The organism is Fluviicola sp., assembly GCF_029266855.1.
In the GTDB taxonomy this organism is placed as follows: domain Bacteria; phylum Bacteroidota; class Bacteroidia; order Flavobacteriales_D; family Crocinitomicaceae; genus Fluviicola.
On sequence record NZ_JAQSWB010000001.1, the window covers coordinates 971,280 to 993,580 of the forward strand.

Consider the following 22,301-nt stretch of genomic DNA (forward strand, 5'->3'; position numbering starts at 1 on the left):
TCTCAGTACCTCCCCTTGATAGTGCCACCCTCCTCGGTCCTCCCTCAAGGGAGGAAGCCTGAAGATCCTCCGGGTTACTCTTCCTTTTTGTCGGGAAGCTCCCCTTCTTCTATCATTTTTTTATACCATTTGAAGCGGTTCATCCGCAGGAGGAAAAAAACAATTCCGGAGCCGACAATTGCTGTGATAAACATATTGACCGCTACTGCCGAGCCGATTCCGGCTGTTGCCCAAAGTGCCGCTGAAGTGGTTAATCCGTGTGTTTCATTCCCGGACCGAAAGATAAGCCCGGCACCTATGAACCCAATTCCTGTGGCGATCGCTGCAATGATCCGCGCAATGGCCGAAGTATCATCGGTGAGGTGTTCTGCAATTGCCACGAAAATACAGGCCGCCACTGCAATGGCACCAAAGGTTCGTACACCGGCAAACTTATTGTTCTGCTCTCTTTCAAAACCAACCAAGCCTCCCAACAGAAGGGCCAGGATCAGCTTTGCACCAATTATTAATTCGAATTTGACATCCATAAACGAAACAAGTTTCACCTAAATTAAGTCTTATTAGCCGGAAACTGCTTCCTCCTGAAGGTTTTTTCTTGTTTCCCAGTTCCGATAGCTATCGGGAGCGCGGATGACGCAGATTATATAAACCGCAAAGACGCAGAGAGCGCAAAGAATGCAGCTAAAACTTTGCGACCTTTTACCTTCGCATTGTGTCTTTCAGACCATGTTCAGTCTTCACCAGCCACGGCGGATTCTTCTCAAGAGAGGAAGCGGATCAAATCTCCCTCCTTGAGGAGGGATTAAGGGAGGTGGCCTCTATGCTATGTGACCGCCACCCCTCTCGATCTCCTCATGAAGGAGTATGATACTCACTCTTTCAACTTTAGCGGGACAAAAATCAAAACAGTTTTCATTGATTGCCTCTGCGGAGGGTTCTACTCCCGATTGCGGATTCTCATTTCTTGCTTAGATACGGAAATTGCTGTTTTACTGAGGAACGAACGATCGAAGAATAAAGCCTTACTTTTTGGCATTGCCCCAAAAAGTAAGCAAGAAAAAGCGATAGTCCGCCGCGGCGGAAAGACCGAACAACGATCCCGGACGTCCGGGATTAGTGCGAAAGTTGTGAGGTAAGGGCTAGGCCTGTACTCGAAAGCTGGAAAACTACCTGTCGTTTCGCGAAAGCATTCGAAACTCGCCTCCTTCGTCGGCTCAAACAGGGAATGCTTTTTTTCGCTCCACTCAGTTGTTTTCAGGCACTTTCAGCGTAAGGGCCTTTTTCGCTTCTCCTTCTGCCTGTTTATGCACTCTTTCAACTTTCGCGGAATGAAAATCAATACTTTTTTCTCAAATTGCTACTGCGGAGCATAATCCCCTGGTTGCGGATCAGATCCTTTACGCTTCAACTTTTTAAATAAAAACAAAAATCCCCCGACGATACGTGCCAGGGGACTTCTTTTTAATTCATTTATTCAACTTAAACTGCCGGATTCAAAGGTTCATCTCCCCTGCTTCCCTTGCTGCCGTAATCGATCGTGATGCGGGCACTTTCGTAGGCGTGGTAGAACTTCGGGGCGGTTTGTTTAAACACCAGGATCAGCCGGTCGAGCTCTTCGCGGAGCAGTTCATCGAGTTCGTGCTCCAGTTCCCTGATGGATTGCGTGATTCCCTTCCGTTTGATAATTGCTTTGCGGGTGCTGTTGTTGACTTCGCTCACTGTCTCCAGTAGCGGGATCAGTTCATCGATGGTTTGTGTGGTGATACCGTATTGCGCCAATTGTGTTCCGTAGGTATCGATGTCCTGTTTCAGTTCTGCGCAGCGGGCAGCCAGTTCGTTGAGTGCCAGGCGGTCCAAATCTGTTTTGGTTTGGTGGTTGCGTTCTTTCAGCAATACATCACCCGAGGCGCGGCCCAGCAGGAAGAGCGCGTGCTGTACAACGAGCATCCGTTCGCGGAGATCCGTAATGCGGAGTCTTTTTTCGAGGGTTACACCGGTGGTTGCACCAAGCTGTTCGGTAACCCGCAAGCGAAGCTGATTCAATTTGGTTTCAAAGGCTGTTTTAGCACTTGCGAATGCCGGAATGGATTGCCAGCTTGTTTGCTGGTCGTTCAAAACTGAAAGTACGCTCCCGTACATGCTCAGTTTGTTTGAAGTGGTTCTTTTCATGTTTTCCCGATTTGTGGGGTTCATAAAGTGCATAATGAAAAAGTGCCCCAACTTATTATGGATCATTCGTTAACAGAAGTTAATTCGCGGGATTGTTTGAGCAAACTACGGATCCTGCTTTTCAAACTGGCATTTTGAATGAACGGGAAAAGGACTTGTAAAACCGGGAGATCGCGTTGTAACCCCGGGAGATGATCTTGTAAGTCCGCGAGATGGCTTTGTAAAGCCGGGAGATCGTCTTGTAACTCCGGGAGATTGGTTTGTAACCAGTGGAGATCGCTATGTAATGGTTAGAGATTGGTTTGCAGGTCCGGGAGATGGCCTTGTAAGCTCAGGAGATTGATTTGTAGCTTCGAAAGATTGCCTTGTAACGAGCAGAGATTGGGTTGAATAATCAGAAGATAAGTTTGTAAAACTGGAAGATTGCTTAGCACACGCCAGAGTCTTGTTTACTGAAGCACGTAAGGATAAAATCGACCTAAGCCTGCGGCAGCGCTTTTACAGTTTCTGAATGGTTCCTTCCGGGGATTGGTAATAAGCGTCTTCTTTCCAGCTATGGTCGACAAATCCTTCGGAGCCATCCGGCCGGGTCAGGATATAACGGCCCATCTCCCACCTCCTTTCGGTGAACTGTGGTTCTGCAATGAGCCGGAACTGATCGTTGTACACCCCGGTGAGCCCGTCTTTGACCACATACACCGCTTTCCCGTAAATTTCCACTTGGGTAAAGTCTATGGGCAAAACCACTTTCCCTGCGGTATTGATCAACCCGCAGCGGCCTTTTTTTTCTGCCAGGAAATACCCTTCTGTGAAGACCATGCGATCATATTCCAACGGAATGACCACCGAGCCCGTGGGGCTCAGCACCCCAAATTGCCCGTGCTTTTTGACAATAAACTGATTGGTTGCCCAGTAACAGATGTATTCGTAGTCTTTGAGGTCCGCGATCACCCGGAAATCCGGATCGAACACCCGGCAGTCTTTTATTTGGTATCCCTCGTCCCAATGATTATTCCGGCGGATTTTTTGCAAGGTTGCAGAGTCGTGGTAGACCAGGCCGATAACTATGCTGTCGTGAATGAGACTCAGTTCATCAAACCTTGGTTCCACGAGTACCTTCCCGGTTTGATCGATGGCTCCGTATTTTCCGTCTTTGATCACTTTGAAATGGGTTCCGGTCAACTCGTATTCATTGATTTTGTCGTAAACCGGCGGAACCAACTCCGTAAGATCTGCATTCAGCATGCCCACCTTACCGTCTTTTCTAACGTGGAGCTTAGCGGGGAGTTCGCCGAAGATTAAGGCTGCATATACGTGCGGACCCCAGATATACTCGTATACGGCCGGCAGCACGATTTCACCTTCCAGGTTGACCAGGCCCTCATAGTTGTTTTCTCCATAGATTTTAAAGCGGCCGAAAAAGTCATGGTAATCCCGTACATCTACCCCGATTGACTCAAAATTGCTCCGATTGGTATAGCCGGTATTCCGCAGGTGCAACGAATCAGTTGGCGGACTGTGGTAGCGTTTGACGATCTCTCCGCTCCTGGTGCGCCACAAGTAAATATTCCTGGGCATGGAGCCGTGGTCCATAAACCAGGATCCGCTCCGCGGGTACATCTGATCGTAAAGTTCGCCCGTTTTCCTCCAAAGATCGTAGGTATTGATAATAACCAGCTGCAGGCCGGCTTTATTAAACGGGTAATACAAGGTATCCGGATCTTTAGCGAGAACCGGATTTTCAGCGGGAACCGGATCGATCCGGTCAAACAGGGACTGTGCAGCGATGCAACTGTAAAAGAGGATACACCCGGCGGTAAGTACTTGTTGAAGGAGCATTGTTTACTGGTTTGTGAAAGGGCGGTACAATGCTGGGGGGAATTGGTTCAAAGGAGTTTTTTTTGGGGAGATTTGGTTAGCACGAGCAAGATGCAGAAGAGTCGGGACGAGTTGCTGGTGATAACTGAGGGAGATACGTTGGATTGCATTTGAGATTGAATGGATTGAAGCTAACATTGAATAAATGAGAAGACCGTACTCAGGCATGAACAAATTCTTTAAAGACATTAAGAAGAATTACTTGTGGTAACTGTTGAAGATCAGTCCAAGTTTTATCAACTTGATTTTTTATCTATTCTAAGATTGTTTTTGGCATCTGTACCTGAGCATTTTTTATTTTTTAGCCTCAATTGCTCCATTTTAATTTGAGTGTTGTTAGTGTGAACCGTTTTTTGGTAATCACAATAATATCCGTAACACCTTGAAATTGTTTTAATGATAATAATTATCGAGAGAGTAGCAAATACCCAATAATTGTCATTCATTAGATTGACTAAATAGTGAAAATTCATAACGCTTAATACCTAAACCTCCCCACCGATTTCTATTAATTGTAATGATTCTACACTACTAAAATTAACATACAAACCATGAGTAATGTTGGGGGCAGTACTCAAAATGTGCTCGGTTTAAATTTCAGTTAGAATATTCAGGAATGAATTGAACCGAAATGGATCATTTCATATTGATATAAAGATATATTTTTTTTCAATTCGAATATATTTATCTCGAAATAAAAAAAGAAAACAGTACCCTTATCAGCTCGCTACTAACATGTTCACTAACTTACCACTAAGACTGATAGTAATTATTTTAGATTTTTTCCGAGAGCTTTTTTAAAAGCTCGGATAGAGTTTTGTTATTTTCACTTTCATTTCTGAACTTCTCCAATTCAACAGTAGATTCTCCTTTTCTCAATTTAAAGTTGCGTTCAGTCTTAACTAATTCGTCGATTATTAGTTTCAATAAGGTTTCGTTATTTTGTTGCAAAGCCGTATTTAAAGATATAATCTTGAAATCTATATTTGTCTTTTCATTATTAAAATACTTGATATCTGCTAAATTTGACTTGTACAATTTCAAGAAAAAGAAGGCGAAAATTTCGATAAAGACAGCTAAAGATATTCGTGGCAGATAATGTGATAATAAATTCACTGAATCTTTAAAATCAATATTCTTCATAAATATTTCATAACTAAGGGCAAACACTGCTAATACTGTAGTAAGAGTTCCTATTACAAGATTCAAATTTGCGCTTTTTCTAAGAATATTAATTTCCCTGTCAATTCGGAGTCCCATACTTTTAGCATCATCATAAATTTTATTCAGTTTCGACAGATTAATAATTTTTTCGCTATAGGCTTTCTCAATTTTTGTTTGCAGGAAATGGTCCGTAATGGTTGATTCAATTATCCTGTTTATAGATTCACTTAAATCATCCTTATTATCAATGATCCCTGTTTTTTTCTTAAGCTTAATAAGTTCTAGTCTTAGTTCTTCAACTACAATTTCAAGTCTCAAATCTCGCTCACTATTTATTTCTTGAACACGATTTCCAGATTGTAAATACATAAGGAGTAATAAACCTGCTCCAGCTACAAGACAAATGCTTGCAAGAACAACAAATATTGAACCAATCAAGCTACCGAAATGATTATAAAAAACTTCCCTTATTAAAATAATTATGAGTCCAAAAATGGCAGAGATTACCGATACTAAAATTGCTTTTTTTCTAAGCGCCATCCTATCTTTTTCTGTTTCGTAATATTTACGCTGTTTGTAGTATTCCAATTCATCTGATTCATCCATCTTCATATATAATTTGAGTTTTTGTGTTTGTCAGTTACGCTAGAAACATTCACTATTATCAATTATTTCCATTTCTATACTGTAATATTCTGTCGCCATTTCAGTAAAACATTGAATCAAAGATAATTTAGCAATATTTGATGGATACTTCTTTATTTGATTAGTAACACTTTTATTTTTCAAATGACTTGTAATTGACATAACATACTTGATGTTCTTTGTTTTAAACAATTGAACGAATTCTTTCTCAGTTAACCCACCATTTCTACCTTTCTCTTCTAACTGCTTATAAATTGCTTTAATATATATATTGTTTTCATCTTTAAGATCATTTTTAAGTCTTCTAGCAGACAAAACAATCTGACTATATAACTCCCGAATCTCTGTACTAAAACCATACTTTACATGACACAAATACAGCCAATTATTTTGAATATGAATGACATCGGCAAGTTCAATTGAATCAATAATTACTCCATCAAGAACAAGATAATTATCTTTTAAATATTTAGCATTATAAACATCTTCGTCTTCCCTTTTACCATTTACTTTAAGTTGCCATTTTTCATTAAGAATAGTATTATTTAAATTGTTATTGGATATTATTTCTGCGCATCTATCATTCATTTCTTCAATAAATATCTCTCTCAATCTATACCATTTTGAATCTAAGTAAATAAATGTCCCAACATCAGGAATATATATTTCAGTATTCAAATGATGAATTAAAGTCGTTTTTAAAATATGAGTGCTTTTTTGATTTTTATAAGTTAGTATGTGAGTGTTGTAGATTTTTTTATTGAAGGACTTTAAATTTCTATCATAACCATTTTCTGCTAAGTATTTAAATAATATTCGAAGAATTTCACTCTTATCAGATGTCCTTCCTATTTTTTCAAATTTATACTTAACTTCTTGTATTTTTATTTCATACTCATCAGCACTATAAAAGTCTTCCACCTTATTCGGATAACACACATCAAAATTTGATGTTTTCCCGTCAATAATATCAATTCTTTCATTAAAGAGTTTATTTAATAATGCCGGAGCTAGAGACTTTGAAATAAAGCTCTTGTCATCTATTTCTTTATATGAGCTGAAAAAATCGTTTGGAGTAAGCGATTCTATATGCACTAATATTTTGATAAGATTTCCAAGTTCAATAAATGAAAGTTTTTTGTTTATGTTAAACCCAGAAGAGATACTTAGGATTATTTGTGGTGATCTTGATGTAAGAAATTGATCAAAATACAAATCAGCGGTCTCATTCGACAATCTTATTTTCAATTCTGTAGGTATTTTACCGAATTTAATATAATCCATAATTCGGTAATTATCTTTAAATTGCTCTTTCATTCCCGCTCTAAGTCCCGTAACGCCTCTTGTATTAATTGTTATAATTCGATCTTGAATAGGATTCATTATTCTTGAATAAGTATTTAAACCGTAGGAATTGTCTAAAAACGGCAATACATATTGATAAAATGCTCCTCCTACGACGGAATAAATTCCGACTTCAGTGCTGATTAATAAAACCAATGAAGGCATTTTATATTGTAATGAAATGTCCTCAATATATTCTGACGGAAAAAATTCAGACCATTCTGAATCTTTGTCATCTGATTCAATCACAATTAATTTCACCTCAAAATCTACTAATTGAAAATCTTTTTCCTTAAAGGTTTTGTTATTCTGGCGCAAATGCTTTAAAACGCCTTCATGTACATTTTCTAAAGTATGTTGTTTACTTATCTTATATATGGTTGGGTTCTGTTTCATAAGTTGAAGTAGTTATTACATGATAAGTTAACAGCCAAATTGATTGGCATTGCTAAGTTTCAGTGCTCTAAACTATTAATTTAATCCAAACAAAAATCTATTCTTTAAAGAATCAGTATTTCCCACATTTCCACTTGCGGAAAACCACATTCTTTTCCCTACACATACTTCCCCAGCATTCCATCCGAATCTGAAAATCCATACTTGATTAAACAATCTTCCACCACTTCAGCTATTGCTTCCCGGTCATCGGTATCATAGACATCCAGGTCATCAGTGATAAAGTCCAGAAGTTTTTTGAAGTGTTGAATAACGAGTTCCTTTTCGAGCGCAGAATCTTTCATGGAATCAATTTCCCGGAGGCATTCTTCGAATGCTTTCTTAATTTGCTGCACCATTTCCTTTCCGTGGAATTCTTCCAATTCATCCAGTTTTGAGAGATCATGGTTTGATTTTGCAGAAGATGCAGCCCTTTTAGACGGTTTAATCGCATATTCCAGAAAATTGTCCAATCCTACTGCCTGGGCCATCCGGTCGTAATAAGACTTGTTCACGGCATCGTGGAGTTTATTTTCCGGATCATTCGGTCTCACATATTCCATATCCTCAAGAAATTTGTGCCAGCCCATTTTTAGAAACCGCTTTCTCAGGAATGCATGAAGTTCCTCAACAGGTGTATTGTTATCTATTTCTTTGATCAGTAAATCAACAGTTTGCTGAATATGTTCAAAAATTGATTCACTATGGTCGTAATTCTTATCGATGTAAAATTGCTTATACTCGTTTTCCCCGGATTTTAGTTGGAGTAATTGTTCTTTATTGATTTCCATAAGTAAACTATATGAAGGTTTTGGTTGATGCGATACTTCTATTAACTATTAGGTTTCTTTCGATCTTCAATACTACTTATAATTTTGGAAACATCTTATTTTCTCCCAATCTCCTCTCCAAATTCCCCTACCTTTACCTCATCCAAAACTATTTGCTAAATTTATTTCCTAAACGTTCGGTTAACCAACCATCAAAAGATACTGATTGCCAATTCTGAGTAAAACCATGAAACACCTCGCTCTTCTTTTCTTCTTTTGTATCTCGTTCCTTTCGCACGGTCAAGTTACCGTAACACAACCTGAATATTACTACGTTTCTAAGTGGAAACTGGAGGAGCTTCAAGAATTACCTGTTGGAACCAAGATTCTATTCCAGCAAAATTGCACAACAAAATTACCCGCAAACGTTCCTACCGGAACAGTATTTTTCGAGAACGTGTATCAACAGGATCAGCATTTTTCTATCGCTGTTGAATTTAAAGATACCGTGATTGTTTCCGCGACGTATTACCTCAAAGCCAAACAGACAGATTTGCTTAAAGCCATCGGTTATCCGGATGTCCGGGCAAGAGGTTCGGCTGTCAAAGGGCAATGGACAGCTGTACTGCATGCAAACAAAAGGCACACAACGATTGTTGGAGATAAAAAACGAATCGTAGTTATTGAGACACTCTAATTATTTCCAAAACCAAAATTCTCCTACCTTTACCCAAACAAATCTATTTTACCTAAATTCATTTTATGAAAAAGCTCGCTTTACTTAGTTTCATCTTCTTAGCAGCTGGAACTTATGCTCAAGATCTACCAGCACCACCTACACTTGCAATGCCGACTAAAGAAAATACAATCTTGATTGATAAGTTGGTAAAAACAATGAAGCTTAAAGAATACTTTATCATTCATGCATCTGCTAAGATCGACTACTTAGGGATGAAAAAGAATTGGAGCGAGAAACAAATCTCCGCGAGAAAAGCCGATATTTCCTTTGAGAAGTTTAACGATGAAACAAGGATTTACAATGCTTTTTCAGAATTCACAAAGAGGGAGTTAGAGGATTTGATTAATCTCTCAACAAAAATAAATGGTGGCTTAAGTGAACCTAAAATTCTCTTTACAGTTCCAATGCTTGAACAAAATATGGATTTATTCATTGAGAATGAATATCTTAAATAATTGATTAGAATATCACTAGTTCATTATCAAATTTTGATTCGGGAGATGAATAAGGTGGTGAAGGAGATGGGTTCTAAGTAAGATTAGGAACGCCCTCCCCCTTAATCCCCCTCCAAAGGGGGAAATCTGAAATTGCCTCAGCAGACCACAATCCCCCGATTGCGGATTCCTATTTCTTGCATAGATGCGGAAATTGCTGTTTCACTGAGGAACGAACGATCGAAGAATAAAGCCTTTCCTTTCGGCAACCGATTCCGGAAAGTGCAAATCCACGCAGTGTTTGTAAAACTACTGTGTGGTTGTATTTGGGATCCTGATCCCGTCTTTCCGTTAATCGGTCAGAAAGGGAAGGCTGCTTGACGGGCAAGCAGGAAAAGCATTTTTGCTTACTTTTTTTGCTTCGGAAAAAAGTAAGAAGAAAAATAAGATCTGAAGTAGGCTTAGAATGATCTTATTTTCTTTTTGTCTTGACACAAAAAGAAACAAAAAGGGCAAGGCTGTACATCCCTCACTTGAGAACTACACATCATTTCACTGCCTGCACCCCAACTCACCACGACATTAACGAATTCTTTTGCAAAGAATCCGATGTCTGAGCTCAAACAGGGGTTCGGCTGCGCTCCATTCCGTTTGTTCTCTTACGCGACGGACGTAAGGCCATTAAATGGATTCCTCAAGCTGCTACGCCTCAAGCAGATTTTCCTTCGGAACTATGATTTGTCCTACTTTTTAGGCCTCGGCAAAAAGTAGGAAGAATCATAAACATTTATTACTTTGGCAAACAATTAAATACCACTATGACAACAAACACTTCCCCAAGTCCGGATGCTATTCCGGCGAACACAACTGAAGTATTACAGCAAACGTTACTGGCCGGATTCGTTTTTAACGTAAACCTGCTTATGCAGCAAATGGTTGCCAATCAGCAGGCTTTACAGCAGATCCTCGCGGCATCAACCGCAAAAGCCGTGTCTGAAATCACCAATCCGAAAAGCACGAATGATGCAACGGTTATTCAGAATGTGGACATTGTACTGAAAGCAATCCAGGAATCTTCTTCGGGTTATATTCACATGATCCGCCAACTGGCCGTTGAAGCGGAAAATGCAATCAAAACGGTCAACAACAAGTAACATTTTATTTTTTTATTATTCTTCAAATCACTTTTCATTATGGCAGATATCGTCAATCCTCAAATTACTGATGCAGTAACTCAAACTAACGTAAAAGTTCTGGCAGAAGCCCCGGCAATGGCTATGGGTACTCTTTATCAAACGATGGCTCATAGCCTGGGAATTTTGATGGAAAATGCAGTAACATCCCAGCAAAACATGAACGTCATCGGGCAGGCATCCGTTACCCAGGGAGTAGCAATGATCTATTCGGTTGACACTGCGTCTACAGGAGTTGCTACAAAGGAAATTTTGGACAGTAAGTAAGGTTCCTGAACAGGATTTTTGTTTTGGGTTTGTAAACCTTTTAGTTAATATGTTTACAAAAACTTCTGAACAAGCGGTCCATAAACTGGAGAAGCCCTGACGATGAATGTCAGGACTTTTATTTTGAGTTTGTAAACCTTTTAGTTAACATGCTTACAAAAACTCTGAACAAGCGTTTCTTAAACAGGAAAAGCCCGGACGATAGATCTCCGGGCTTTTTGTTTTGAGTCTGTAAACCTTTTAGTTAACATGTTTACAAAAGAGTGAGTGTGACGGCTAATTATTTAAGTTGACACTGCGTCTACAGGAGTTGCTACAAAGGAAATTTTGGACAGTAAGTAAGGTTCCCGAACAGGATTTTTATTTTGTAAACCTTTTAGTTAACATGCTTACAAAAACTCTGAACAGGCGTGTCTTAAAACAGGAAAAGCCCGGACGATAGATCTCCGGGCTTTTTGTTTTGAGCTTGTAAACCTTTTAGTTAACATGTTTACAAAAGAGTGAGTGTGGCGGCTAATTATTTAAGTTGACACCGCGTCTACAAGAGTTGCTACAAAGGAAATTTTAGACAGTAAGTAAGGTTCCTGGACAGGTTTTTTGTTTTGGGTTTGTAAACCTTTTAGTTAACATGCTTACAAAAGCTTCTGAACAAGCGTTTCTTAAAACAGGAAAAGCCCGGACGATAAAATGTCCGGGCTTTTTCATTTGTGAACGTAAAAAAAATAATCGTTAGAGTATCTTAATGAAGATCAACCCATCCGCCTGTTGCAGGCAAGGTAACGAAAGTCTGAAATAGCGTATCGTAACCGCCTCCTGCACCCATGTTAAGCATATAACCGCCTGGGTATACATTGCCACTTGAGGTAATTGCTCCTGCATTTGCTCCGCCTATGGCGATGAAATTAAAAGTATATTGATTTCCGGCAGTTACATTTACCGGAGTACCCAATACGAAGTTAAGCATGCCTGATGAATTCACCGTAACAGTTTGTGTGGACAGTACTGCTCCCCCTGTTCCCACACCGTTATGGATGTTGAGTGTATAACTACCTGGTGTCGTTACCACGTAAACAGAGACACTGAGACTTTGAAAAATCCCTGTCGCACCTGCAGTAAAGCTTTGCCCGGCGAATGCGAGACCAGTTCCCGAGGCTCCAGCCATTTGTGATTGATCGGTGATCGTTGTTGATGGTGAGTATGCATATCCCTGGAATTTTGTCACATCCGTATTAAAAATCATCATTCCCGCAACAGCTGTAAGCAGGTTACGCTGAGCAGTAGTCATTCTTGGAAGAATCAAAGCCCCTGTCGTGGTAGAAACATCCAGGCTACCTGCAACTTTTGCGTTTCCGTTTACATCCAGTTTTGCTGCAGGAACATTTGTTCCTATCCCCACATTTGTTCCGTTGTTGTAAATAGAATTGCTGTTTAGTACCCATGTAGTACCATTCCAGTAGCTTGTGTTTCCAATAGCTGTTCCACTTGAAAGCAACCCTGCAGGCCCTTGCGGTCCAACTGCTCCGGTTGCTCCGGTTCCTCCAATTGGTCCGGCAGGCCCTTGCGGTCCCTGAGGTCCAACTGCTCCTGTTGCTCCCGGGATCCCTGCCAGACTGATATTCCAGCTATTTACGGCCGATCCGAGTGCACCTATGGCAACATCAATATTGGCAACTATCGTGGTTCCCACATAGGATACAATGGTCCCTTCGACATAATTAGTGATAGTTGTCTGATCTACCAACCTGATGCGGTCTCCGGCAATATAAGCCATACCGGCTTGTGTATTGTATGATTTCCCCGGACCCGTTCCAAGTGTCTTTGGTGAGCTGGATGTTCCGCCATAGCCACTACCAGTCAACCCTGTTGCTCCATTTGTCCCTGCTGGTCCCTGAATTCCTTGTGGACCTTGTGGACCTTGTGGACCAGTCAATCCTGTTGCACCAACTGCACCGTCTAATCCATCATTTCCGGCAGGACCTTGTGGTCCCATTGGTCCTGTTGCGCCATCAAGTCCATCATTTCCAGCCGGACCTTGTGGTCCCATTGGACCGGTTGCACCAGGCATTCCCGGCATCCCCATTCCCATCGGACCCATTGGACCCATCGGACCGGTTGCACCCTGAGGACCTTGTGGCCCTTGTGGACCAGTTAATCCTGTTGCACCAACTGCACCGTCTAATCCATCATTTCCGGCAGGACCTTGTGGTCCCATTGGTCCTGTTGCGCCGTCAAGTCCATCATTTCCAGCCGGACCTTGTGGTCCCATTGGACCGGTTGCACCAGGCATTCCCGGCATTCCCATTCCCATCGGACCCATCGGACCCATTGGACCCGTCGGACCGGTTGCACCCTGGAGACCCTGAGGCCCTGTATCACCTTGAATTCCCTGCGGACCGGTGTCACCCTGAATTCCTTGTGGTCCCATGTCGCCTTGGATTCCCTGCGGGCCGGTTGCACCCTGAGGACCTTGTGGCCCCATATCGCCTTGGATTCCCTGTGGACCGGTTGCACCCTGAGGACCTTGTGGACCGGGTGTTCCGTTAGCGGAAAATAAAGCATAAGGTACACTCATCAGTTCACTGACACCTTCGATAGTATAATTTGTTCCACCGGTCGGATCCGTTTCAGTTTGAATAAAATAAGGCCCGTTAGCCCAGTCAATATCGGAAAACAAAGCTGTAACAGGAGTTCCCATACCGATTTCCAGACTGATAAGCCCGTTCGCATTGGTAGAAACACTGTGTGTTTCTGAAAACACAACTGTTCCACCGGCCGAGCCCTGTCTGATACTGATTCGTGTTCCTACCGTGGTATTGTTAATCAATTGCCCCGTCGCATTGCGGATGACAGCCTGGTAACTCATTTTCTGCGGAGTCTGTGCCCGGAGAGTAATTGTAACAATTACTGCCGCTACAAGTAATATGATTTTTTTCATGTATTAGTTTTTAATGATTTTGAATGTTTTTTGAATGTTTTTTGCCCCTCTTACTTCGAGTATATAAGTTCCCGGTGGATATGTTTCCATCCGGATGGAAGTAAAAGGGCCATCCAATGGTGATTGCTGAAGTTGTTTTCCTGTAACATCCGTCAGGACGAAGGACAATCCATCGCTTGTGCCTTCGACGGCTAAAGTGACCAAATTTGTTGTTGGATTGGGAAAAATGTTTACCGAAAGCTGAATATCCGGAAATTTGTCAACCCCGAGCGTGAAGATTTCGTAGGCCTGCTGAACTCCCTGGCTCACTGTTCCTGCCGGCGAAGTGATTGAGCTGTAGGAAATCTGCCCCAGCGTGGCACTTACCGAACCTCCCGTACCTGTTGCTTCCAGTGCCGCAGCTCCGGTGTTCTGCTGACTCCAGGCAGAACCTGAGAGCGCAAGAAGAGCAAATGCAGACAATGAAAACTTTTTTCCAGATCGGCGCGGTATGGGCAGCAATAATCCCGAATTTGTAAATTTCTGAATTTTCATAAATAGTGTTTCAACGTGTTTAATGCCGCAAAACTCACCAAATAAAACTAAAACGTATACAAGGGTTTCCCCCTGACTTATGATAATTCTCCAGTAGAAGTAAAAAGGAAAAGCCCGGACGATGAATGTCGGGGCTTTTATTTTGAGTTTGTAAACCTTTTAGTTAACATGCTTACAAAAAAGTGAGTCGGACAACTAATTATTTAAGTTGACACTGCGTCTGCAGGAGTTGCTATAAAGGAAATTTAGACAGTAAGTAAAGCTCCTGGACAGGATTTTTGTTTTGAGTTTGTAAACCTTTTAGTTAACATGCTTACAAAAACTCTGAACAAGCGATTCATAAACTGGAGAAACCCTGACGATGAATGTCAGGGCTTCTCTGTTTGAGTTTGTAAACCTTTTAGTTAATACGCTTACAAAAGAGTGAGCGTGGCAGCTAAATTATTTAACCGACACCTCATTATTAATGATTTCAAGCGCTTTCTCATCAGCATCTTCTGATTTCACTTCGATATCCGGAGACACTCCCACTTTGTCCAAACGAACACCGTCGTTCGTATAAAAATCTGCAATAGGTATTAACAGCATATACTTTCTTTCCACGAAAAACGGAGATGCCGCAAGCATAGCACCTGCTGTTCTTTCGCCGATAATGGTCGCTTTTTTATTGTTTTTCAGTGCATAAACGATCGGTTCGCAGGTACTTCCCGTTCCACCATTTGTCAAAACGTAGAGTTTTCCAGTGAAAACCGGGTTCACAGGTTTCCTGAAAATAAGCTTAACCCCGGGTGTTCTTTTTAATTCATTCCCGAATTCTTCGGTGCTCTTTGGCTGAAGTTCGTTTAGTGTGCGGAATAATTCGGACTGATAACCTATGTAGGGTAATTTATTGGTTGGGAAATACCCCACTTCCAAATCTTCCGTAACAATGTGTTTTGCCAGTGCGAAAGCGGCATCAATACCACCGCCTCCATTGTTCCGTAGATCTATGATCAGGTTTTTGTATGCCTTATTTGCAACGATTCCGGGTAAGACTGCAGCCAGTTCCTCTGCCGAACTACTAAAGTTCTTAATCTGCAAATAGGCTGTAGAATCATTTTTTTCTTCAAAAATAACTGACTTATTGGTGCTTACCTGTTTCTCATCGTCAGGACTTATTGCTTCTTCTTCCGCCTGATCTTCTCCAATCAGTAAGGTCAAATGGGTGAACGGAAGTTTTGGAGTTAGTACATTAAAGCCGAAGAACAGTTCAATATCGTCATGAGCTCTCTTGCCCAGGCTTTCAAATTCCTTTTCGAATTTCTTCCATTCTTTCGTCTGCAGGACATTCTTTGAATAAATATTGTCCCGGATTGTTTTTAACAGTTGCGGATAAAGTGTGCTATAGTTGAACTTGTCTTCTGCGGAACTCACACCTTGTACTGTTCCAACGGATGTTCCGTCGGCTTTTAGAAAGACCCCGCTTAGGGTTCCTTTCAGCGGATCCGTCGTTCCCTTAAAAGATAGTTTCCCGAACACAGGAATACTTGCCTCGCCAAATAAACTGTCGGATTTTGGTGTGCCTTTGATGCGTATGATGGTCCCTTTTTTAGGCAATTTCCCCGCCAGTCTTCCCAGTCTTGCTTTGAATCCTCCCATCATGCGGACATCGGCATTTTTGGGGGAAGTGATGGTGAATTGGTTTTTGGCCGTATGTACGTCTAAAAAAGTAGAGATTACCGTGCCGCCGCCAAAATCTATATCACTTTTAAAATGTGAGGGATTGTTTTGGGCTAAAGAGGTATTAAAAAGAAAAAGCAGTACGAAATTCAAAACGAAGAATTTCATTGTTGTGTTGTTTTGCATGTGTTAACGGGATTTAAATACGGGCTCAAAGAAAATATGAAATTGCTTGCCAGTGCTCAAAAAGTGATGAAACGATTAGCTTTTTTGACGAAATAACTAACGTCAAATTATAAATGACTGAGTTCTCAATTATCAAGTACATCCCAAACTTGATAATTCATCATTTATAATTCCAAAAGCTTTGCTTTTATCTGCTTATAAAAGGTCTTCGATAATGGAATTTCCTTTTCACCGACAACAAAGGCGATTTTTGCACCCTGCGAATTACCAATAATTTCTTTTACCGCGTTGATGTTGACAAGATAAGAACGGTGACATTGCTCTAAAAAAGGTAGCTGTTCACACACATTCGACAGCGTTTGCCTGAACGTAACGGAAATGATTTTTTTATTTTTATCCATCAAGCACACCTCCACATAGTTTTCTACTGCTTTGACAAACAATAAGTCGTCTTTATCCATTGTCAGAACCTCGTTCTTGTTTTCTCCGATCAATACAAACGAATTCTTTGCCGGCGGAATGATTCGTTCACCGAATTTCTGTCTTAAATAGATCATCGGGGGAATAAAAACAGGGATCATGCAAAGGACCGTAACACTTAAAAAACGTAAATAGGTCCATAGAGTATAACTTTTGAAATTATTTACAATCGTTCTGTTATACATATAGAGTATCGTGCCTGAAAAAAAACAAAAGAGCAATGTAGAAATGATCTCATTACGCACAGACCAGATTCGTCCGGATTTGAAATAACCGATACTTTCGATGCGGCCTTGGATAATAAATACAATCCCGGCAAGGATACCATACCCGGAAAGCAGCAGTTTTTTGTACTCCGCATCGAATTGGCTCGTATCAAAGGGTTGAAGCACAATAATAATGAAGCACAAATACACACATAAAATAAGACCAACCAGTAATCTTCTTGGTGTCGATGCCAGAAAGTGGATTTGACTTTTTAAATAATTCAATTTTATAAATGCTAATTGTCCAGGCAGGCAAATTTACATTTTTATCTCAGTACTGCTTCAACAGCTGTACCGGACTTTCGGGAAAATTCCCAGGTACTTAGTGAGAAATTTAGAACAGATTATGCTTATCCTCCTTTGCAGCACGCATCGCGTTGCTTGTAACCCTCCGGATCAGCTTTCACCTCATCGGCATCAAAACCGCGCAACGAAATTTCTTTACGGATTTTATCCGGGGTGATTTTTTTCGTCCAGTAAACAACGGTTGTTGTTTGATCCGCTTCGTTGTAAGTTACCAATTGAATTCCTTTCACGAAGACCAAATCGCCTTCCAGTTTCCCGCCACATGTTTCACACACTTTGCAATGATCACATGTATTAGGTGTTTTAATGGTGATTGTTTGCCGTTTAGGCTCTTTTTGTGCAAGTAGCATCTGAGAAGCAAACAGGAATGTTATCAATAAAGCTGTTTTAAACATATTGAATCGGTTAATGCGTTTATACTTCAAAGGTACGAAATCATAATGTATGAAAGAAGAAGTAGAAACAGTCTGTTGTTGAAAAGGTAAAGGTTCATTTCAATAATCAAAAATGTGCTCTACTTCGTAATTCTCTTCCCTGGCTTTCATCAGCATCCGATTTAAGTCTTTCACAAGAACTGCGAGTACGATTCGTTTCTTCTTCGGTTCGGAAGGAATAGGCTGTGAGAAAATGTTTTCGGTATAACTAAGCGAAAAGAATTTGTTCGAAGGAACTTTGAGGGAAACAAAAATTGCCGCATTGTTACCGGCTATTTCCCTGAAGGTCAATTTATCTTCTGCCAATTGAACAATCTCAGGATTAAACCGGGCATAGCGGTTCAAACGCAGGAGTGCACTTTTATCAGGATAGTTTTCAAGCACATCGTATTTCTTCTTCAACCTTCCCGGTAATTTGTCCACCAAAACCATGGTATAGGTATCGTCGGGACCGTGCATGGTCTCTGCCCCCATTTTGATCAATTTACCATATCCCCATTTCACCATCAGTTCCGAAGTGAGGAAATATTTCCGTTCCATTTTGCGAAGAAAATGACTGTCGAAAAAAGAAGTTTCCGTCCACAGCTTTTTCAAGCGATCTTTAAAATCAAATTCGTACCAAAAGTTATCATTGATAAATGCTACGTAATCTTTGGTGTATTGGGCAGTAAAGCGGTCTTCATCCGTTTCAACTGTTTTGGTATCTGTTAATCTTCCTACTACGCGTTCGTACCATGCCTTGGTAACGTATTCTGCCGAACAACTGGAATTGATAATATAAATCATCAACTGGTACTCCCCGTTGTATTTATAGTTGGTCTGATTTGTATCCGTATATGTTTTCACGATCTTGTGAATGTCCCAAATCTGTGCGTTTTGACGCATGTACGGAAATGAACTTGCTGTTGTATGTTCAAAATAATTCCCCTGTTCTTTCGGACTGAAAACGAGATACCATTCCGGAATGCTCAACATTGCCTGGTCAACTCTTCGCCTGTATTTGGATGGTGTTTGCGGGTGCTCATTTTTCGCTGTCCACTCTTTGGGGATCAGCACACCTTCGTCCTCAACATAGGTATTCGGCTTTTGCATGTAAAATGTCAGCAAAGCCAGTGAGGAAGAAATGAGTGTAAACAAAAACAGGCGTCTCATAGCGTCAATTTTTAGCAAATGCCAGCAAGGTATTCAAAGAAGGATCATTCAATTGCAAAATACGGAAGTTAAGATCAGTAAATCCTGATTCTTCCAGCAGCTTCACCCACTCTTCCACCGAACGGAAAGAACGGTATTCTTCCTGGTTTTTCGACCAGGTTTCATGCAATCCAAGATTGAAAACCGTATGAACCAATGATGCGAAAACACGCATTCCTTCTGAATTCACATCGTGATCGCGCATAATGAACAAACCTCCGGGTTTGAGCACGCGTTTGATTGATTCTACAAAAGCAGGAAGTAATTCTACCGGGCAATGATGCAATCCAATGTGACAGGTTACTACATCTAAACTATTATCTGCAATTTGCGGAGAAAGCGGTTGATAATCCAAATGAAAAAAGGTTCCGATCTTAGCGATCTTGCCGCGCTCCATGATATCCGCAATTCCGTTATTCGGGGCAATGTCATTTGTCAGATAAACCGGACCGGTGATCCGGATGTGCTTTTTCAATTCACTGATATACCTTCCGGTTGATCCAATTTCCAGGTAACCGTTAATCTCTTTTTTTCCTTTCAGAATTTGAAGCACCTGGTTCGACATTTCTTTTTTCTGCTTTTTCAATGCCGGCAAAGCATAAGTAAGCGCCGAAAGAAAAGGTGTGATGCTTTTCAGGTCCTTCTGAACAGCTTCGTAAATCGCCTGATCGGTAGTCAGTTGGCTTGACTTATCAGCAATCAGGTGATGGAATTTATCTTCCGGATACAAGTGGAAAATCCCTTGCAGAAACTTGTAAAACCGATCGCTCGATTCCGTCTTTTCAAAAATGGTTTTGAACTCAGATTGCGGTTTATTCATAATTGGCGTTTGGGTTATAGTATTTCTCCCAGAGAGAATTCCTGAATTTATTACTCGGGTCGATCTGTTGTTTTAAGCGGAATAATTTCTTGGCATGCGGAAAGGCTTTGTGAAATTGAAGGGCTGTTGCATGGAGTTGATAAGGTAAATAATATGTCCCGCCACAATCCAATGCCGCATCTGTCAGTTCCCTTGTCCATATTCCAACCGTATTCTTAGCTTTTTCATTGGTACTTTGTTTGTACCAGATCACGAAAGCGAATACTTCTTCTTCACTCCAGCTTAGCAATGAATCACGATTCTGAACCGCATGGCGGATCGAAACATTGATTACATTGACCTTATATCGGCGAAAGATCTCAGCCATTTTTGAAGAGAAGCTTTCAAACTGATCTACCGGCACAAAATACTCCTGGAGAAGATAAGAACTATATTCACGCGAAGCCGGCTCCAGCTCAGCAACATCATAACCGGCCTCGTAATTTCTCCAGTGAATTTTCTTACGGCTATATAAAATCGGATCAACGATAAACTGTCTTCGCCACTTGGCAAAATTGTTCTTACTGAACGAACTGATAAAAAAGCGTTCAACCGGATATTGAGCCCGGAGAGTGATCAGGCGGGTTTTCTGAGTGACTTTCTTTTTTGTTATTACCCAGGACACCCCAAGAATTCGCGAAAAATCTGGCGGATACAAGTCTCCATTATGTAAAACAACGCTTTTGTTATCGCGAACTTCTCTTCGGAAAAAATCCAGGTATTGATTTGTCCGCATGAGCTTCCATTTGCGTTCTAGCAATTCGTTTTCCGCCAATTCAAGCTCAACTGCTACAATTACTGCCACCGCACCATAACAACCAACTACAGCTTCGAATAATTCCGGATGTTCAATTCGGGAAACAGTTTTTAAATTGCCATCTGCAGTTACAATATCCAGGGAACGAACTGACATCACTACCGATCCATACCCGATATACCTTCCATGGCAATTGACACTCACCGAACCGCCAACCGTAAAATTGGCGTAGGATTGCATCACTTTCACGCTTAAATTATGTGAATCAATGTATTTCTGGATGTCGCACCAACGGATTCCGGCCTCAACCTTGATCAGTTTCTCTTCAGATGAAAAAGCAATCACCCGATTCATTCCCCGCATATCGATGTGAATTCCGTAAGAGCTGGCCGTTTGACCACCCATACTAAAACGCCCTCCTCCAACAGAGATATGAGATTCAGCTTCCCTGACGATTTCCTGTACATCTTCTGCTGAACCGGGAATAAATACCTTAGAAACCAAAACCGGATTTAAGCGCGAAACATCATTCACAATCTTTTCACCTGTTTTCAAATGTTTGATTGGTTCTGCATCCGGGTTTTTATAATAGTCCGAAGCCAGATTCGGACTTGTTCCAAACTTATTTTCTTTTCGTGTTCCCCTTCTGAAACCTAAAACAATAAACAGGAAAAGAGGTCCGAAAACCGGGATAAGAATCAACCAAAGCCAGTACCCCGACATTCCGGAATCGTGTAAGCGTTTATTGGCGGTACAAAATAGTGCCCAGTATAATAAAGGATACAGAACCCATGTGGCTGATACAGAAACACTTTTTTCCAAAATATGATACAAAACATAAAAGATCGTCCATATAAAAATGGAAACCAGCCAATACGTACGTCGGTTTATTCTTCCTCTTTTGGTAAAGAGCAGGTAAGAAATGGGCAGTTGTTTTTGATAATCCATTCGGACGCTAATGTACAAGAAATTCTCACTCTCCAGCATAACCACACATGAAAACACACTATGAAACGATTCCTTCAAAATCAATGATCGCAAAAAAGCCAATGCAAAAAGCATTGGCAGTTCAAAACATCGAAACGTTATCTTTTCTCTGACGCGGTGAATTGTTTTATTGTGCGGAGTGAAGTCCCAATTTGTTTCCTTCGGTGTCAATGAACAATGCAAAGAATCCCATTTCCGGGCTGATTTCGGTTTTCGGTAAGATTACCTGTCCGCCATTCTTTTCGATTTTGTCGAGCATTGGCTGCAGGTCTTTCCCCGCATTCAGGTAAAGTACCGCTCCGTCTGTTGTCGGTTTGTAATCTTTGCCTTTCACCAAAACTACGTTTACCGTTCCTTCTTCGTTCGGTAAAACCCCCATTTGATTCCCGTCCATTTCCATCTCTTCAATAGCAAGCCCCAGAATTGCCTTGTAAAAGTTTACAGCTCTTGAAAAATCTGCTACGGGAATTTCTACAATTGAAACTAAATTATTCATCTTATTTTCTTTTTGAATTTGACTATTTTCTGCTTTTCCTTCTTTGTTTTCTGTTTCGGTACAAGCCGAGAAACCTATTGCGAGCAGGATTACCGCGCTCAGTATTGTTCTTTTCATCATCTGATTTTTGATGCGAAGTTAGAATGATCGAAGGGCTCGAAATAGTAAAAATG

19 protein-coding genes are annotated in these 22,301 nt (G+C 41.0%); 4 read left to right on the top strand and 15 right to left on the bottom strand.

Annotated features, from left to right (window positions below; translation table 11 throughout):
- Positions 1–74: 74 nt before the first annotated feature.
- The 6 genes from K0S23_RS04470 to K0S23_RS04495 form a co-directional block, all read right to left on the bottom strand.
- On the bottom strand, positions 75–527 hold the full coding sequence (locus tag K0S23_RS04470; protein ID WP_300354853.1) for an MgtC/SapB family protein: 453 nt from the start codon (positions 525–527) through the stop codon (positions 75–77).
- A gap of 952 nt (positions 528–1,479) precedes the next feature.
- On the bottom strand, positions 1,480–2,169 hold the full coding sequence (locus tag K0S23_RS04475) for a hypothetical protein (protein WP_300354855.1): 690 nt from the start codon (positions 2,167–2,169) through the stop codon (positions 1,480–1,482).
- A 498-nt stretch (positions 2,170–2,667) separates the two neighbouring features.
- On the bottom strand, positions 2,668–4,008 hold the full coding sequence (locus K0S23_RS04480) for a WG repeat-containing protein (RefSeq protein WP_300354858.1): 1,341 nt from the start codon (positions 4,006–4,008) through the stop codon (positions 2,668–2,670).
- 813 nt (positions 4,009–4,821) lie between these two features.
- Positions 4,822–5,817 (bottom strand): hypothetical protein, encoded by a 996-nt coding sequence (locus tag K0S23_RS04485; protein ID WP_300354861.1) that lies wholly within the window; start codon positions 5,815–5,817, stop codon positions 4,822–4,824.
- Between the two features lie 39 nt (positions 5,818–5,856).
- Positions 5,857–7,596 (bottom strand): DUF6119 family protein, encoded by a 1,740-nt coding sequence (locus tag K0S23_RS04490; protein WP_300354864.1) that lies wholly within the window; start codon positions 7,594–7,596, stop codon positions 5,857–5,859.
- 158 nt (positions 7,597–7,754) lie between these two features.
- The gene (locus K0S23_RS04495) at positions 7,755–8,426 is read right to left on the bottom strand and encodes a hypothetical protein (protein WP_300354867.1); all 672 of its coding nucleotides are present in this window, start codon (positions 8,424–8,426) and stop codon (positions 7,755–7,757) included.
- Positions 8,427–8,652: 226 nt separating this feature from the next.
- Here K0S23_RS04495 and K0S23_RS04500 point away from each other — a divergent pair, with 226 nt between their 5' ends.
- From K0S23_RS04500 to K0S23_RS04515, 4 genes are all read left to right on the top strand, one after another.
- Entirely contained in the window at positions 8,653–9,102 is a 450-nt protein-coding gene (locus K0S23_RS04500; protein ID WP_300354869.1) for a hypothetical protein, read from the top strand.
- A gap of 65 nt (positions 9,103–9,167) precedes the next feature.
- On the top strand, positions 9,168–9,599 hold the full coding sequence (locus tag K0S23_RS04505) for a hypothetical protein (protein WP_300354872.1): 432 nt from the start codon (positions 9,168–9,170) through the stop codon (positions 9,597–9,599).
- Positions 9,600–10,396: 797 nt separating this feature from the next.
- Positions 10,397–10,732: a hypothetical protein gene (locus tag K0S23_RS04510; protein ID WP_300354875.1), complete on the top strand. Its 336-nt coding sequence runs from the start codon at positions 10,397–10,399 to the stop codon at positions 10,730–10,732.
- Between the two features lie 39 nt (positions 10,733–10,771).
- A complete protein-coding gene (locus K0S23_RS04515) occupies positions 10,772–11,038 on the top strand; it encodes a RebB family R body protein (protein ID WP_300354878.1) in 267 nt (88 codons plus the stop codon).
- Positions 11,039–11,777: 739 nt separating this feature from the next.
- On the opposite strand, the gene K0S23_RS04520 is transcribed toward K0S23_RS04515, so the two are convergent.
- From K0S23_RS04520 to K0S23_RS04560, 9 genes are all read right to left on the bottom strand, one after another.
- Positions 11,778–13,973: a hypothetical protein gene (locus K0S23_RS04520; protein WP_300354881.1), complete on the bottom strand. Its 2,196-nt coding sequence runs from the start codon at positions 13,971–13,973 to the stop codon at positions 11,778–11,780.
- A 3-nt stretch (positions 13,974–13,976) separates the two neighbouring features.
- Positions 13,977–14,507 carry a T9SS type A sorting domain-containing protein gene (locus tag K0S23_RS04525; RefSeq protein WP_300354884.1) on the bottom strand — a complete coding sequence of 177 codons (531 nt, stop codon included), beginning with the start codon at positions 14,505–14,507 and terminating at the stop codon, positions 13,977–13,979.
- Positions 14,508–14,948: 441 nt separating this feature from the next.
- Positions 14,949–16,334 (bottom strand): S41 family peptidase, encoded by a 1,386-nt coding sequence (locus K0S23_RS04530; RefSeq protein WP_300354886.1) that lies wholly within the window; start codon positions 16,332–16,334, stop codon positions 14,949–14,951.
- A gap of 182 nt (positions 16,335–16,516) precedes the next feature.
- Positions 16,517–17,323 carry a LytTR family DNA-binding domain-containing protein gene (locus K0S23_RS04535; RefSeq protein WP_300354889.1) on the bottom strand — a complete coding sequence of 269 codons (807 nt, stop codon included), beginning with the start codon at positions 17,321–17,323 and terminating at the stop codon, positions 16,517–16,519.
- Positions 17,324–17,448: 125 nt separating this feature from the next.
- The gene (locus K0S23_RS04540) at positions 17,449–17,799 is read right to left on the bottom strand and encodes a hypothetical protein (protein ID WP_300354891.1); all 351 of its coding nucleotides are present in this window, start codon (positions 17,797–17,799) and stop codon (positions 17,449–17,451) included.
- Positions 17,800–17,898: 99 nt separating this feature from the next.
- Positions 17,899–18,990 carry a hypothetical protein gene (locus K0S23_RS04545; RefSeq protein WP_300354895.1) on the bottom strand — a complete coding sequence of 364 codons (1,092 nt, stop codon included), beginning with the start codon at positions 18,988–18,990 and terminating at the stop codon, positions 17,899–17,901.
- Positions 18,991–18,994: 4 nt separating this feature from the next.
- Positions 18,995–19,849, bottom strand: a complete 855-nt coding sequence (locus tag K0S23_RS04550; RefSeq protein ID WP_300354898.1) for a class I SAM-dependent methyltransferase — start codon at positions 19,847–19,849, stop codon at positions 18,995–18,997.
- Positions 19,842–21,593: an FAD-binding protein gene (locus K0S23_RS04555; protein ID WP_300354901.1), complete on the bottom strand. Its 1,752-nt coding sequence runs from the start codon at positions 21,591–21,593 to the stop codon at positions 19,842–19,844. Before K0S23_RS04555 ends, K0S23_RS04550 begins: the two co-directional genes overlap by 8 nt.
- A 166-nt stretch (positions 21,594–21,759) precedes the next feature.
- Positions 21,760–22,245, bottom strand: coding sequence for a VOC family protein (locus tag K0S23_RS04560; protein WP_300354903.1), 486 nt, complete (start codon positions 22,243–22,245; stop codon positions 21,760–21,762).
- Positions 22,246–22,301 lie beyond the last annotated feature (56 nt).

Coding starts and splice junctions, on each gene's coding strand:
- K0S23_RS04475 (WP_300354855.1), bottom strand. CDS start 2,169: ATGAAAAGAACCACTTCAAACAAACTGAGCATGTACGGGAGCGTACTT.
- K0S23_RS04495 (WP_300354867.1), bottom strand. CDS start 8,426: ATGGAAATCAATAAAGAACAATTACTCCAACTAAAATCCGGGGAAAAC.
- K0S23_RS04520 (WP_300354881.1), bottom strand. CDS start 13,973: ATGAAAAAAATCATATTACTTGTAGCGGCAGTAATTGTTACAATTACT.
- K0S23_RS04545 (WP_300354895.1), bottom strand. CDS start 18,990: ATGAGACGCCTGTTTTTGTTTACACTCATTTCTTCCTCACTGGCTTTG.
- K0S23_RS04540 (WP_300354891.1), bottom strand. CDS start 17,799: ATGTTTAAAACAGCTTTATTGATAACATTCCTGTTTGCTTCTCAGATG.
- K0S23_RS04530 (WP_300354886.1), bottom strand. CDS start 16,334: ATGAAATTCTTCGTTTTGAATTTCGTACTGCTTTTTCTTTTTAATACC.
- K0S23_RS04555 (WP_300354901.1), bottom strand. CDS start 21,593: ATGGATTATCAAAAACAACTGCCCATTTCTTACCTGCTCTTTACCAAA.
- K0S23_RS04470 (WP_300354853.1), bottom strand. CDS start 527: ATGGATGTCAAATTCGAATTAATAATTGGTGCAAAGCTGATCCTGGCC.
- K0S23_RS04525 (WP_300354884.1), bottom strand. CDS start 14,507: ATGAAAATTCAGAAATTTACAAATTCGGGATTATTGCTGCCCATACCG.
- K0S23_RS04560 (WP_300354903.1), bottom strand. CDS start 22,245: ATGAAAAGAACAATACTGAGCGCGGTAATCCTGCTCGCAATAGGTTTC.
- K0S23_RS04515 (WP_300354878.1), top strand. CDS start 10,772: ATGGCAGATATCGTCAATCCTCAAATTACTGATGCAGTAACTCAAACT.
- K0S23_RS04490 (WP_300354864.1), bottom strand. CDS start 7,596: ATGAAACAGAACCCAACCATATATAAGATAAGTAAACAACATACTTTA.
- K0S23_RS04550 (WP_300354898.1), bottom strand. CDS start 19,849: ATGAATAAACCGCAATCTGAGTTCAAAACCATTTTTGAAAAGACGGAA.
- K0S23_RS04505 (WP_300354872.1), top strand. CDS start 9,168: ATGAAAAAGCTCGCTTTACTTAGTTTCATCTTCTTAGCAGCTGGAACT.
- K0S23_RS04485 (WP_300354861.1), bottom strand. CDS start 5,817: ATGGATGAATCAGATGAATTGGAATACTACAAACAGCGTAAATATTAC.
- K0S23_RS04480 (WP_300354858.1), bottom strand. CDS start 4,008: ATGCTCCTTCAACAAGTACTTACCGCCGGGTGTATCCTCTTTTACAGT.
- K0S23_RS04510 (WP_300354875.1), top strand. CDS start 10,397: ATGACAACAAACACTTCCCCAAGTCCGGATGCTATTCCGGCGAACACA.
- K0S23_RS04500 (WP_300354869.1), top strand. CDS start 8,653: ATGAAACACCTCGCTCTTCTTTTCTTCTTTTGTATCTCGTTCCTTTCG.